Annotated in this window: 15 protein-coding genes; 6 read left to right on the top strand and 9 right to left on the bottom strand. The window is 72.1% G+C overall.

The features are described 5' to 3' along the window. Positions 1 to 190 (bottom strand): hypothetical protein (locus B9S58_RS38375; protein ID WP_219818863.1); only part of this gene is annotated, 190 nt, incomplete at its 3' end. Between the two features lie 68 nt (positions 191 to 258). On the opposite strand from B9S58_RS38375, the gene B9S58_RS01075 reads away from it, so the two are divergent. After that, entirely contained in the window at positions 259 to 1,023 is a 765-nt protein-coding gene (locus B9S58_RS01075; RefSeq protein ID WP_103530272.1) for a DUF4239 domain-containing protein, read from the top strand. Positions 1,024 to 1,195: 172 nt separating this feature from the next. Further along, positions 1,196 to 1,753 (top strand): hypothetical protein, encoded by a 558-nt coding sequence (locus tag B9S58_RS01070; RefSeq protein ID WP_103530271.1) that lies wholly within the window; start codon positions 1,196 to 1,198, stop codon positions 1,751 to 1,753. A 91-nt stretch (positions 1,754 to 1,844) separates the two neighbouring features. Here the strand turns inward: B9S58_RS01070 and B9S58_RS01065 are convergent, their stop codons facing one another. Further along, a complete protein-coding gene (locus tag B9S58_RS01065; RefSeq protein WP_103530270.1) occupies positions 1,845 to 2,324 on the bottom strand; it encodes a hypothetical protein in 480 nt (159 codons plus the stop codon). 324 nt (positions 2,325 to 2,648) lie between these two features. Here B9S58_RS01065 and B9S58_RS01060 point away from each other — a divergent pair, with 324 nt between their 5' ends. Further along, the gene (locus tag B9S58_RS01060) at positions 2,649 to 3,311 is read left to right on the top strand and encodes a class F sortase (protein ID WP_103530269.1); all 663 of its coding nucleotides are present in this window, start codon (positions 2,649 to 2,651) and stop codon (positions 3,309 to 3,311) included. A gap of 91 nt (positions 3,312 to 3,402) precedes the next feature. On the opposite strand, the gene B9S58_RS01055 is transcribed toward B9S58_RS01060, so the two are convergent. Next, positions 3,403 to 4,254, bottom strand: coding sequence for a polysaccharide deacetylase family protein (locus tag B9S58_RS01055; protein WP_103530268.1), 852 nt, complete (start codon positions 4,252 to 4,254; stop codon positions 3,403 to 3,405). A 180-nt stretch (positions 4,255 to 4,434) separates the two neighbouring features. Here B9S58_RS01055 and B9S58_RS01050 point away from each other — a divergent pair, with 180 nt between their 5' ends. Continuing rightward, on the top strand, positions 4,435 to 4,896 hold the full coding sequence (locus B9S58_RS01050) for a universal stress protein (protein ID WP_103530267.1): 462 nt from the start codon (positions 4,435 to 4,437) through the stop codon (positions 4,894 to 4,896). Positions 4,897 to 4,903: 7 nt separating this feature from the next. On the opposite strand, the gene B9S58_RS01045 is transcribed toward B9S58_RS01050, so the two are convergent. After that, positions 4,904 to 6,103 carry a CapA family protein gene (locus B9S58_RS01045; protein ID WP_103530266.1) on the bottom strand — a complete coding sequence of 400 codons (1,200 nt, stop codon included), beginning with the start codon at positions 6,101 to 6,103 and terminating at the stop codon, positions 4,904 to 4,906. A gap of 267 nt (positions 6,104 to 6,370) precedes the next feature. On the opposite strand from B9S58_RS01045, the gene B9S58_RS01040 reads away from it, so the two are divergent. Beyond that, complete coding sequence (locus B9S58_RS01040; protein ID WP_103530265.1) at positions 6,371 to 6,943, top strand: sigma-70 family RNA polymerase sigma factor; 573 nt, start codon at positions 6,371 to 6,373, stop codon at positions 6,941 to 6,943. Here the strand turns inward: B9S58_RS01040 and B9S58_RS01035 are convergent. Next, positions 6,877 to 7,074 carry a zf-HC2 domain-containing protein gene (locus tag B9S58_RS01035; RefSeq protein WP_103530264.1) on the bottom strand — a complete coding sequence of 66 codons (198 nt, stop codon included), beginning with the start codon at positions 7,072 to 7,074 and terminating at the stop codon, positions 6,877 to 6,879. The two genes, B9S58_RS01040 and B9S58_RS01035, sit on opposite strands and share 67 nt — an antisense overlap. Before the next feature lie 112 nt (positions 7,075 to 7,186). Here B9S58_RS01035 and B9S58_RS01030 point away from each other — a divergent pair, with 112 nt between their 5' ends. Further along, positions 7,187 to 7,702 carry a hypothetical protein gene (locus tag B9S58_RS01030; protein ID WP_103530263.1) on the top strand — a complete coding sequence of 172 codons (516 nt, stop codon included), beginning with the start codon at positions 7,187 to 7,189 and terminating at the stop codon, positions 7,700 to 7,702. A 9-nt stretch (positions 7,703 to 7,711) separates the two neighbouring features. Here B9S58_RS01030 and B9S58_RS01025 read toward each other — a convergent pair whose 3' ends face one another. The 4 genes from B9S58_RS01025 to B9S58_RS01010 form a co-directional block, all read right to left on the bottom strand. Then, positions 7,712 to 8,902 carry a sensor histidine kinase gene (locus B9S58_RS01025; RefSeq protein WP_103530262.1) on the bottom strand — a complete coding sequence of 397 codons (1,191 nt, stop codon included), beginning with the start codon at positions 8,900 to 8,902 and terminating at the stop codon, positions 7,712 to 7,714. Beyond that, the gene (locus B9S58_RS01020) at positions 8,899 to 10,383 is read right to left on the bottom strand and encodes a cation acetate symporter (RefSeq protein ID WP_103530261.1); all 1,485 of its coding nucleotides are present in this window, start codon (positions 10,381 to 10,383) and stop codon (positions 8,899 to 8,901) included. Before B9S58_RS01020 ends, B9S58_RS01025 begins: the two co-directional genes overlap by 4 nt. Before the next feature lie 14 nt (positions 10,384 to 10,397). Further along, entirely contained in the window at positions 10,398 to 10,760 is a 363-nt protein-coding gene (locus B9S58_RS01015) for a hypothetical protein (RefSeq protein WP_103530260.1), read from the bottom strand. A gap of 86 nt (positions 10,761 to 10,846) precedes the next feature. Next, positions 10,847 to 11,599 carry a LytTR family DNA-binding domain-containing protein gene (locus tag B9S58_RS01010; RefSeq protein ID WP_103530259.1) on the bottom strand — a complete coding sequence of 251 codons (753 nt, stop codon included), beginning with the start codon at positions 11,597 to 11,599 and terminating at the stop codon, positions 10,847 to 10,849. Between the last annotated feature and the right edge of the window lie 194 nt (positions 11,600 to 11,793).

Genomic DNA, 11,793 nt, shown 5'->3' with positions numbered 1-11,793 from the left:
TGGTCGTGGAGCCGCCGCCTCCCCCACCGCCTCCGCCTCCGGCGCCGACACCGCCGCCGAAGCCCCCGCCGAAGCCCCCGGCGCGGACCGAGCCGCCGGAGCCCCGGGCCGTCGCGCTGCCGACGTACCGCAGACCGACCCGCAAACAGCCGCGGAGCGGGCCGTCGCTGGTGTCCCTGACTCTGCTCATCACCGCCCCGGCGGTGTTCGCCGTCGCCGTGCTGCGACCGCGATCGTCCCGCTGACCAGGAGAGATGCATGTCCGAATGGCTCGTACTGAGCATTGCCATGGCGTCCGCCTGCGCGGTCGTCCTCACCATCGCCGCCCTGAACAACCGGCGGATCGGGGATGACGACGACCCGTCCGAGACGCCCGACGTCATCGAGTACATGACGATGATGATCGGCGTGGTCTACGCGATCGTCCTGGGGCTCGCCATCGCCGGGGTCTGGGAGGGACGCAGCGCCGCCCAGGAGTCCGTGCGCATCGAGGCGCAAGCACTGCACGAGGTGCAGGCACGGGCCTCCGTCTACCCGGTCGAGGTCCGCGACCGCATCCGGGCGGACGTCGACGCCTATGTCAGCCATGTCGTCCACGACGAGTGGAAGGTGATGTCCGAACAGAACACACTCACCGAGCGTGGCACCCAGCTGCTGGACAAGGTGCGGGCGGACGTCACGGACTACGAGCCGAAGACCGACCATGAGGGGCAGGCCTACCAGCCGCTGGTCGACCAGGTGGCGGCCGCGGACGACGCCCGCAGCTCACGCGGGCAGAACGCCGGGGCGACGATGCCCGGGGTGGTCTGGTTCGGGCTGATCATCGGGGCGCTGGTGACCGTGGGGCTGATCTTCACCCTCCAAATCCGCAGAACATTCCGCGAACTGCTCCTGGCGGGGCTGTTCAGCGCGTTGATCGCCTTCCTGCTCTTCCTGATCTGGGACTTCGACGCCCCCTTCGGCCGGGGCATCTCGGCCACTGCCGAACCGTTCCTCGACATGTTCCCGGGGGCCGCCCGCTGAGGTCCGCTCCCCCGGCCGGTGGGCCGGTCGGGGGAGCCCTCTGACCCATTCGACGGACCCCGATCGCGGGCCGGGGGGACCCCTCCTAGCGTGTCGGGCATCGAGGTGCATTTTTCCTGCTATGTGGAAATTGGTTCCGCAGCTGCCCCTCGGGGAACCCGGAGGATCCACCATGCGCGCGATACGTGTCGCACCGCTCGCCCTGCTGAGCGCCAGTGCCCTGACACTGCTGGCCCCGTCCGCCGCCCACGCCGCGCCGGACGGGGCGAGCAGCACGTTCAATCCGACGATCAGCCCGTCGGTCATCGCACCGGGCGGCCGGGTCACTCTCGGCGCAGGTGGCTGCACGGGCGAGACGACCGTCAGCTCGGGCATCTTCGACACCGTGACCATCCCGAGCGGCAGCACGACGGCCACCGCCACCGTCGACACGGACGCCCGCCGGGGCGCCGTCTACGCGGTGACGTTCTCCTGCGGCTCCACCGGCACCTCCCGGAACGTCAACCTGACCATCACCGGCGGCGCCACGAGCACCCCCGCCCCGACACCCACCACGGTCCCGACCGCCAGTTCGACGGCCCTCGTGCCGAGCGGCGTCCGCGGCGGCCTCGGCGGAAGCTCCGGCACCACCGACACGGTGGAGGTCGCCGCCGGAGCGGCCCTGGTGGTCGCGGCGGCCTCGGGCGCCCTCTACTTCGCGCGCCGCCGCACCACCGACCGCCGCCACTGACCGTGAGCATGCGGCGCACGGCAGTCGCCCCGGGTCCTGGTCCAGGACTCGGGGCGACGGGCGTATCGGGCCGGGCGGGAGGTTCGACGCCTTAGAACGCCGCATGGCTCGTCCGCCGGCGCCGGACGAGGAAGACCGCGCCGCCGACAGCCGCTGCGGCCACCAGACCGCCGCCGACCTGCATCTCCACGGAGCTCGGGCCCATCGAGCCGCCGAGCCCGCCCTGCGCGCCGTTGCCGGCGAGCACGGTGAACTTGTGCGTCTCGATCCGGTTGTTGTCACTGCACTTGACGGAGAGGTTGTAGTGCCCCGGGGTGGCGTTGTGGCGGATGTGCGCCTTCGCGTGCCCGGTGCCGCCCGCGGAGAGCTCGGTCGTCGGGAACGCGTTCGACCAGACCTTGCCGCCGTGGCCGCAGCCCTGCGCGGTGACCTTCATGGTCGCGCCCTGGTGGACCGAGTACGGGTTGACGGTGATGTTGCTCGGACCGTTGGTGGCGGCGGCCATGGGGGCCGCGAGCCCGACGGCCGCGAAAGCGGTCGCGGTGACCGCGAGAGCGCGTGAAGCACGCATCGTGTGAACCTCCAGCGGGAAACGCCCCGGGGCTTGTCCCCCGGGCTGGATCGACGAGAACGTCTCCCATGACGAACACTCACCAGCGGATCGAAGGCTCGCACTTCGGTATTGCTCCACCCCGGTGACGCGACACGCCGTACGAAAATCCTCGAACCTGACGGAGCCGCAGGTCACAGACCGTCAGAACTTTTATCTGCTCATTACTCCGATGGGCAGTCATCCGGTCGGACCCCGCCCCTTCCGCCACCCGTTCGCCCCTCTCTGATCGCCGCCCGGACGCGCCGCCCCTAGCGTTCACAGCGTCGCGACGAAGGGAGAACCATGGGCCGGGACTACGCTGGCGCCGAGCGGACCAGACGTGTGCCATGGGGTGCGATCGCCCTGGTACTGCTCAGCGGCCTCGCCCTCATGCGCAACGGCACGGAGTTCGCGGAGGCGGGCCCGCCGCAGCCCGCCGCGGCCGCCTCGCTGGACCTGGGCAAGGACACCGCGGGACCGCCGGTGGAGGGCAAGCCGCTGCAGCCGCTGCCGTACGCCCCGGCCTCGCGCGTGAAGATCTCGTCCATCGACGTGGACGCCCCCATCATCGACGTCGACCTGGACGCCAACGGGTGGATCGACGCCCCGCCCGCCGAGGACCCCAACCTCGCCGGCTGGTACCAGAACGGCATCGCCCCCGGCCAGCAGGGCACCGCCGTGATCGTCGGGCATGTCGACAACATGTCCGGGCCCGCGGTCTTCTACGGCCTCGGCTCGCTCCAGAAGGGGCACCGCGTCGAGGTCACCCGCTACGACGGCCGGGTCGGGATCTTCGAGGTGTACGGGGTGGAGGTCTTCTCCAAGAACGACTTCCCCGGCCCCCGGGTCTACGGCGACACCGGCCACGCGGAGCTGCGGGTCATCACCTGCGGCGGGGGCTACTCCAAGGCGGGCGGCTACGACGGCAACGTGGTGGTCTTCGCCCGGCTGGTCGACACCCGCTGACCGGACACGCCCCGCACGACGGTGCCCCCCGGCGGTCCTTGAGTCCTCATGGTCGCCGGAGGCACCGTCGTGCGCGCACGCGTTCCTTCGCTCAGACGCGGTGCGGCACCGTGATGCGGTATCCGGCGTCCAGCAGCCGGGGGAGATAGCGGCGCAGGGCCGCGACGCTCTGCGAGCGGTCGCCGCCCGCGTCGTGCGAGAGGACGACGACGCCGGGCGCCGCTCCGCCCAGCACCCGGCGGACGATCGTGCCGGTCCCCGGCGTCTTCCAGTCGAGCGTGTCCACGGTCCAAGCCATCGGTTCCATGCCCAACTCGGCCCCGATCTCGAAGGAGTTGCGGTTCCACGCGCCGTACGGGGCTCGGTACCACAGCGGCGCGGCCCCGAGCACCCGCTCCACCACCTCGCTGGTTCGCCCCAGCTCGTCGCGGATCGCGGGGCGGGAGAGCTTCGGGATCAGCGGGTGGGACCAGGAGTGGTTGCCCACCACATGTCCGTCGTCGGCCATCTGTCGCAGCAGGTCCGGGTTGCCGTCGGCCATCTCGCCGCAGACGAAGAACATCGCGCGGACCCGCTGCTCGCGCAGGGTCGCCAGGATGTCCGGGGTGTAGAGCGGGTCGGGGCCGTCGTCGAAGCTGAGGACCATCGCATGCCCGAGCTCGGGAAGGTGCTCGAAGGGCCGGGTCCGCACGGGTGGCCTGGCCGGTCTGAACCGGGGCGGGGTGTTCGCGGTCATCGGTTCGAGCCGGTACGGGGAGGGCCGGCCCCGGACGTGTCCCGGGGGCCCCGCGGCCCCGGCGGGCGGGGGGCCGGCGGTGCGCGCGGGGCGGCTGGGCGCCGATGCCGGATCGGCGGCGATCAGGGGCACCGCGGTGGCGAATCCGAGGCCGAGGGCGACCCTCAGCAGGGTGCGGCGCTCGGATCCGGTGTGATCACTTCTCATGGCCAACTGCTCGCACGGCCGGACGTCCGTTCCGGCCGCCGACACCGAACGTCGTCCGTTTTGTACCCGATCGACGCATTATGCCCATCTCTACCGGACCTTGTCGCCTTGTCCATCTCTACCGGAACCCGTCGCCGTCCCGGAACGTCGCCTTCCGGACGAGCCGATAGCCTCGGAGCCGTGACAGAGCAGCAGCCTCATCGGTTCGAGCGCGGTACGGACGGCCCCAAGGTGATCGTCGCGGGGCTCGACGGCTCCGATCCGTCGATGCGCGCGGCGGCCTACGCCTCCGGACTCGCCCGTCGGCAGAACGCCATGCTGGCCCTGGTGTACGTCCAGCCGGTCATGGCGGCGGGCGCCGCGCTGGGTGTGCCGGTGGGCGACACCACGGGCGAGGTCGCGGAGGACCTGGCCTCCGAGATCCGAGCGGCGACCGAGCGCTTCAGTGACGTGTGGGACCTGCGCTGGGAGTTCCACACCTTCCGGGGCGACCCCTACAACGGCCTGGTGACGGCGGCCGACGAGCTGAAGGCGGACGCGGTGGTGGTCGGGGCCTCGGAGTCGGCCGGACACCGCTTCATCGGTTCGGTGGCCGTACGCCTGGTCAAGGCCGGGCGCTGGCCGGTCACCGTGGTGCCGTGAAGAGCGCCTACTCGCCCATGCGCAGCCCGTCCTTGTCCGCTCCCCGGCCGAGGACGACGGTACGGATACGGTCGCGGACCTCCCGGAGGTGTTCGGCCCCGTCGTCGAGGGCCGCGTTGAGGTTGACCGCGCGTCCGGTGACGGTGTCGTACCACTGCGGAACGAACTCCGCCTTCTTCACCGTCCAGCGCTCGCCGGGTTTCGCGGGGGGCGCGAAGGTGAATCGGCCCATCGAGCTCTGGTTGCCGCGCGGATCCTGAGCCCCCTCGTAGTTGATCATCGCTCCGGCGATCTGGTCGCCCATGCCGTAGACGACCCAGGTGCCGTTGACCTTCTCGTACGCCTGCGGCACATGGGCGTGAGTGCCGATGATCAGGTCGATGTCGGGGCGGCCCCCGTCGGCGGAGGCGGTGAGCCGCCGGGCCAGCTCCAGCTGCTTCGCGTCGGGCTCGTCCTGCCATTCGGTACCCCAGTGCGCGGAGAGGACGACGACGTCGGCCCCGGCGCGCCGGGCCGCCCTGGCCTCCTCGATGATCTTTTGCTCGTCGGTCACGTCGACCGTCCAGGGCCGGTCGGCGGGCAGCGGGATGTCGTTGGTGCCGTAGGTGCAGGCGAGGTGGGCGACCTTGGCCGCGCCCTTCCCCGGTCCGGCGGACAGGATCGTGGGCCGGGCGGCCTCTGCGGCGGTACGGGCGGAGCCGGCGTGCCGGATACCCGCCTTGTCCAGCGCTCCGAGCGTGCGCCGGACGCCTTCGGCCCCGTCGTCAAGGGTGTGGTTGGAGGCGGTGGAGCAGGAGTCGAACCCGGTGGTGCGCAGGGCGGTGGCGACCTCGGGCGGCGACTTGAAGTTCGGGTAGCCGGTGTAGGGGCCGCCCTCCTCCCCGTACACCGTCTCCATATGGCAGAACGCCAGGTCGGCGCCGGAGACGACCGGGGCGACGCCGGCCAGCATCGGAGCGAAGTCGTATCCGCTGCCGCCCGCGTCGGCGGCGGCCCGGTCGATCACGGAGGAGTGCGGCAGGACGTCACCCGCGGCGAGAAGCGTGAACGGGCGGGGCCCCTCGGCGTCCTGGCCGCCCGCGCCCCGGGCGGCGGCGGGCGGTCCGCTCGGCTCGGGGGCGGTGGGCGGCTGCCCGGTGCAGCCGGCGGCCGCGGCGAGCAGGAGGGCGAGGGCGGCCACGGCGCCCGGTCGGATGCGCTGCGTCATCTGCTCGACTCCATATTCGGATGATTGCGACCATCCGACTAAATATATTTACGTATCGCATAAGCAAGGAGCATTGCCGCATACCTAGCTGAACTGGTCGTACCGGCCGACCCCGACGGCCCCTCGACCGTTCACCGCACCATTCGCCGCACTGAGCGACCGCTCGTCGCACGCCTCGGCGTACCGCCTGTTCCCGCGCCGCCGAATGCGTTCGGATACGCCAGTCGGCAACGAGGCCGTCAGGGGCCTCGGCGGGAGAGGACGTTCATGACCACCACGACGACGACCGACGAGCGGACCCTGGCGGAGTTGCAGCGGGAGCACGGCCCCGCCCTGTTCCACTTCCTCCTCGGCCTGACCTTCGGGGACCGGCAGCGGGCCGAGGACCTGGTGCAGGAGACCCTCGTACGCGCCTGGCAGCATCCCGAGGCCTTCGACGCGCCCTACGAATCGATGCGGCCGTGGCTGTTCACCGTCGGCCGCCGCCTCGCCATCGACGCGCGGCGCTCGCGCCAGGCCCGCCCCGTCGAGGTCAGCGACACGGTGCTGGAGAGCACCCCGGCCGCCCTGGACACCGCGGACCGTGCCGTCCGCGCCCTGGACGTCCGCGAGGCGGTCCGCACCCTCAGCCCGGAGCACCGTGCGGTGCTGGTGCAGATCTACTTCCGCGGGCTGAGCGTCGCCGAGACGGCAGCGGTGCTCGGTATCCCCGCCGGGACCGTCAAGTCCCGTTCGTACTACGCCCTGCGGGTCCTGTCGCGGACACTGCCCGGCTACTCCCGCAGGTCCTCCGCCCGGAGCAGCGCCAGCAGCGCGGAGGCCTCGGCCACCTCCGCGTAGACCCGGGTGCAGTCGTCGCAGCCCTGGAGGTGGCGGGCGACCCGGCACGTCTCCTCGGCATCCAGGGCGTCCAGGACGTACGCGCCCAGCAGCAGGCGCACATGCGGGTCGTCGCCGGGGTCGGCACTCATTCACAGCCTCGTATCTCCTGGGCGATCCTCCCCTTCTGCCCACGCGGGGCGCCCGCCCCCGGTTCAATGCTGCGTGAAGCCCGGTACCGAGCAAGGAAAGAGGCGAGACGGGATGCGTCCCGAGGATACGGATGGGACCGGTGGGAACCAGCTCCAGGTACCGATGACCTGGCTGTCCACCGAGTACATCGCCGACGACCTGTTACGGACCGGCGACCTGATGGAGCCGGCGACCCTGGAGTTCCGGGCGGGGCGCGACGCGCTCGCACTGACGATGTTCCTGTGCGCGTACCCCGGGGACGCCCCCGCCCTCCGGACCTTGCCCGAACCCCGGGTCGACGAGCTGCGGATGCTCACGGCGTACGGGTGCGTCTGGCGCACCTGGATCTGCGAGCGGCTGGCGGAGGCCGGGCGGTGCGCCGCACCCGGCGACCCCGATCTGGCGCTGGCGCGGGAGGCCTGGCGCTGGCTGGAGGAGACCGAACTGCTCGCTGCGGACCTGGACGCGATCGGCTCCGCTCCCCGGGACGGCTCGGCCGACCCCGGGGACGGGGGCGAGGTCCGGATCTGGACCCCTGCCTGGCAGCTGGGGCTGCCGCTGGGCCATCTGGCCGTCCACCTCTGCTGAACCATTCGTTCAGGAACCATGCACCCCGGCACGGTACTTGGGCAGCCGCACCGTGACCTTCATGCCCGCCCCGACCCCGGTCTCGATGACGAGGCCGTAGTCGTCGCCGTAGACCTGGCGCAGCCGCTCGTCCACGTTGAGCAGACCGATGCCGGTGGAGGCACCGCCCTCGCCGCGAAGAACCTGTCGCAGCCGTTCGGGGTCCATCCCTGTTCCGTCGTCCTCGATGACCACCTCGGCCTCCGAGCCGGCGTCCAGGGCGCTGATGGTGATACGGCTGCGGGTGACCGCCCCTTCGAGGCCGTGCTTGACGGCGTTCTCCACCAACGGCTGGAGACACAGGAACGGCAGCGCGACCGGCAGCACCTCGGGGGCGACCTGGAGGGTCACGGCGAGGCGTTCACCGAAGCGGGCGCGGACGAGAGCCAAGTACTGGTCGATGGAGTGCAGTTCATCGGCCAGGGTGGTGAACTCCCCGTGCCTGCGGAAGGAGTAGCGGGTGAAGTCGGCAAATTCCAGAAGCAGTTCGCGGGCCTGCTCGGGATCGGTCCGGACGAACGAGGCGATGGCGGCGAGCGAGTTGAAGATGAAGTGCGGGGATATCTGCGCCCGCAGGGCCTTGATCTCGGCCTCGATCAGCTGCGTACGGGAGCGGTCCAGCTCGGCCAGTTCCAGCTGCACGCAGACCCAGCGCGCCACCTCTCCCGCCGCCCGGGCCAGCACCGCCGATTCGCGCGGGGCGTAGGCGACGAGCGCGCCGAGGACCCGGTTCTCGACGGTGAGCGGAACGGCGACGGCCCAGCGCAGCGGGCAGTCGAGGTCGGCGCAGCCGCTGTCGAAGGCGGTGCCTCGGCCGCTGTCCAGCAGCACCTTCAGGTGCTCCATCACGTCCTTGCCGTGATGGTGCCCGGCGCCGTCCCAGACCAGCACCCGGTCCCGGTCGGTGAGGCAGAGGGCGTCGGTGCCGAGCAGGGAGCGCAGCCGGCGGGCGGCCCGCCGGGCGCTCTCCTCGGTGAGGCCGGCCCGCAGCGGCGGGGCGGCCAGCGACGCGGTGTGCAGGGTCTCGAACGTGGCGTGCTCGACGGGCGTGCCGACATCGCTGGGGCGCAGCGGGCGGGCGGTGCGGCGGCCCAGCCGGAACCCGGTGCCGAACAGCAGCGCGACCAGCACGACGAGTACGGCGATCGCGGCCCCGGTCATCGTTCCCGCCCGGCGGCTCGCGCGGAGGTGAGGGCTTCGGGGAGGTGGAAGCGGGTCATGGCGGCGTTGGTGCCCGGGGGTATCCGCCCCGGCGTGGCGAGCGAGACGAGGATCATCGCGAGGAACCCCACCGGGACGGACCAGACGGCGGGCCAGGCGAGCAGGGCGTGCGGCCAGCCCGGCGGGCGTACGGCTCCGCTGACGGTGATGGCCACGGCGAGCAGGGCGGAGCCGCCGCCCAGCAGGAGCCCCGCGACGGCCCCGGGCGGGGTGAGCCGACGCCACCAGATGCCGAGGACGAGCAGCGGGCAGAAGGAGGAGGCGGAGACGGCGAACGCCATGCCCACCGCGTCGGCCACCGGCACCCGGCTCACCAGCAGGGAACCGGCGAGCGGCACGGCGATGGCGAGGACGGTGGCGAGCCGGAAGTGGCGTACCCCGCGCGAGGGCAGGACGTCCTGGGTGATGACTCCGGCGACGGCCATGGTGAGCCCGGACGCGGTGGACAGGAACGCGGCGAAGGCCCCGCCGGCGATCAGCGCCCCGAGGAGGTCGCCGCCGAGTCCGCCGATGAGGCGGGCGGGCAGCAGCAGGACGGCGGCGTCCGCGTCTCCCCCGTACCGCAGTTCGGGTGTGTAGAGCCGGCCGAGCGCGCCGTAGATCGGCGGCAGCAGGTAGAAGAGGCCGACCAGGGCGAGAACGGCGACCGTGGTGCGGCGGGCGTCGCGGCCGTTGGGGCTGGTGTAGAAGCGGACGACGACGTGGGGCAGGCCCATGGTGCCGAGGAAGGTCGCCACGATCAGACCGTACGTCGCGTAGAGCGGATGGTCGGCGCGGAAGACGGCGAGCTGGTCGTCGAAGCTGACCCGGGGCCGGCCGTCGCCCTGCCAGGCGAGGACGAGGAAGAGGGCGGGGACGAGGAGGGCGGTGAGCTTCAGCCAGTACTGGAAGACCTGCACGAAGGTGATGGAGCGCATGCCGCCCGCGGCGACGGCGACGGTCACGACGGTCGCGACGAGGACGTCGCCGAGCCAGCCCGGGGCGCCGGTGAGGATCTTGAGGGTGAGTCCGGCGCCCTGGAGCTGGGGGACGAGGTAGAGCCAGCCCGCGCCGACGACGAGTGCGCTGACCAGTCGGCGGGCCTGCCGCGATTCGAGCCGGCCCTCGGCGAAGTCCGGCAGGGTGTACGCCCCCGAGCGGCGCAGCGGGGCGGCGACGAAGACCAGGAGCACCAGGTATCCGGCGGTGTAGCCGACGGGGTACCAGAGCATGTCGGGGCCGTGGACGAGGACGAGTCCGGCGACACCGAGGAAGGAGGCGGCGGAGAGGTACTCGCCGCTGATCGCGGCGGCGTTGAGGCGGGGGCGCACGGTGCGGGAGGCGACGTAGAAGTCGGAGGTCGTCCGGGAGATGCGCAGGCCGAATCCGCCGACGAGGACGGTGGCGAGGACGACGAGGGCGACGGCCACCCAGGACGCCATGGGGGCGGGGGGGCTCACGGGGCGGGGCGGCCCTCCACCAGCCGGGCGAAGTCGCGTTCGTTGCGCTCGGCCCTGCGGACGTACCACCAGGCGGCCAGGGTGAGCGGCGGGTAGGTGGCGAAGCCGAGCACCGCCCAGACCAGGGCGGAGCTGTTCAGCGCGGCGAAGAGGAGCGGCAGCGTGCCCGCGACGAGGGCGAGCACGCCGAAGACGGTGAGCCCGGCGCGCAGCTGTCCGCGCATCAGCGAGCGCACATAGGCGCCGCCGAGGGCGGTCTGCTCGTCGATCTCCGACTGGGTGCGGTAGCGGGGCAGCGGGCGCACCCGCCGCGGCTCCCCCGTGACCACTTCGCGCCGGGGGGCTGGCTCTGCGGACATGGGCTCGGAGTGTAGGCGTCGGCGGGTGGTACTGGGAAGGGATCACCGAAGGTCGCCCCAGGTCAGCGGCGGCCCCGTACCTGCTCTCAGCGGCCGCCCTGGCGCATCAGGAGATCGCGCAGGGCGCGGGTGTGCCGGCGGCTGACGGCGAGCTCGGCCTCCCCGACGCGCACGCTCATACTGCCCGCGTCCAGCCGCAGTTCGTCGATGCGGCCCAGCGCCACGAGGTGGCGGCGGTGGATCCGGACGAAACCGCGGGAGCGCCAGCGCTCCTCCAGGGTGGTGAGCGGGATGCGGACGAGATGGCTGCCGGTGGCGGTGTGCAGGCGCGCGTAGTCGCCCTGCGCCTCGGCGTACGCGATCTCGTCGATGGGGATGAAGCGGATGACGCCGCCGAGCTCGACCGGGATCTGGTCGCCCGCGTTGTCGTGGACCGGTGCGGACCGGTCCCCCACCTGTTCGGCGACCCGGCGGACGGCTTCGGCGAGGCGTTCACGGCGGACCGGTTTGAGGACGTAGTCGACGGCCTTGAGGTCGAAGGCGTGGACGGCGAAGCCCTCGTGCGCGGTGACGAAGACGATCAGCGGGGGCGCGGCGAACCCGGCGAGCAGCTGGGCGACGTCGAGGCCGGTGAGCCCGGCCATGTGGATGTCGAGGAAGACCACGTCGATCGCGGACGGGTCGTCGGGACCGGCGTCCACCGCGCCGCCGATGCGGCGCAGTGCCTCGGTCGCACCGGTGGCGCCCTCGGCGCTGCGGACACGGGGGTCGGCACGCAGGAGGTAGAGGAGTTCCTCCAGGGCGGGTTGTTCGTCGTCGACGGCGAGTACGCGCAGCATGAGGCCGGAGTTTAGGTGCTCCTGCGGCTGATGGCCTGAGTGATGTGTGGCTTGTTCCCGTACCGAAGTACATGCGGACGACCGAACCCCACGTGCGGGTGGCGACCGATGCGCTGGGTGTGCGCGGGAGTGCCGAGGCCTTCCGGTTCGATGAGCATGCGGCGGACTGTCCCGGGTGCCGTACGCGGGCCCGC

Origin of the sequence: Streptomyces sp. SM11 (assembly GCF_002910905.1) — a bacterium.
Classification (GTDB): domain Bacteria; phylum Actinomycetota; class Actinomycetes; order Streptomycetales; family Streptomycetaceae; genus Streptomyces.
The sequence above is the reverse complement of the archived record's forward strand: the minus strand, read 5'-3'. Positions and strand labels throughout refer to the sequence as shown.

Bases quoted from the DNA above. Each gene is read 5' to 3' on its own strand.
- B9S58_RS01030 (WP_103530263.1), top strand. From the start codon at position 7,187: ATGCGTCCCGAGGATACGGATGGGACCGGTGGGAACCAGCTCCAGGTA.
- B9S58_RS01025 (WP_103530262.1), bottom strand. From the start codon at position 8,902: ATGACCGGGGCCGCGATCGCCGTACTCGTCGTGCTGGTCGCGCTGCTG.
- B9S58_RS01070 (WP_103530271.1), top strand. From the start codon at position 1,196: ATGCGCGCGATACGTGTCGCACCGCTCGCCCTGCTGAGCGCCAGTGCC.
- B9S58_RS01065 (WP_103530270.1), bottom strand. From the start codon at position 2,324: ATGCGTGCTTCACGCGCTCTCGCGGTCACCGCGACCGCTTTCGCGGCC.
- B9S58_RS01060 (WP_103530269.1), top strand. From the start codon at position 2,649: ATGGGCCGGGACTACGCTGGCGCCGAGCGGACCAGACGTGTGCCATGG.
- B9S58_RS01045 (WP_103530266.1), bottom strand. From the start codon at position 6,103: ATGACGCAGCGCATCCGACCGGGCGCCGTGGCCGCCCTCGCCCTCCTG.
- B9S58_RS01075 (WP_103530272.1), top strand. From the start codon at position 259: ATGTCCGAATGGCTCGTACTGAGCATTGCCATGGCGTCCGCCTGCGCG.
- B9S58_RS01010 (WP_103530259.1), bottom strand. From the start codon at position 11,599: ATGCTGCGCGTACTCGCCGTCGACGACGAACAACCCGCCCTGGAGGAA.
- B9S58_RS01055 (WP_103530268.1), bottom strand. From the start codon at position 4,254: ATGAGAAGTGATCACACCGGATCCGAGCGCCGCACCCTGCTGAGGGTC.
- B9S58_RS01035 (WP_103530264.1), bottom strand. From the start codon at position 7,074: ATGAGTGCCGACCCCGGCGACGACCCGCATGTGCGCCTGCTGCTGGGC.
- B9S58_RS01015 (WP_103530260.1), bottom strand. From the start codon at position 10,760: ATGTCCGCAGAGCCAGCCCCCCGGCGCGAAGTGGTCACGGGGGAGCCG.
- B9S58_RS01020 (WP_103530261.1), bottom strand. From the start codon at position 10,383: ATGGCGTCCTGGGTGGCCGTCGCCCTCGTCGTCCTCGCCACCGTCCTC.
- B9S58_RS01040 (WP_103530265.1), top strand. From the start codon at position 6,371: ATGACCACCACGACGACGACCGACGAGCGGACCCTGGCGGAGTTGCAG.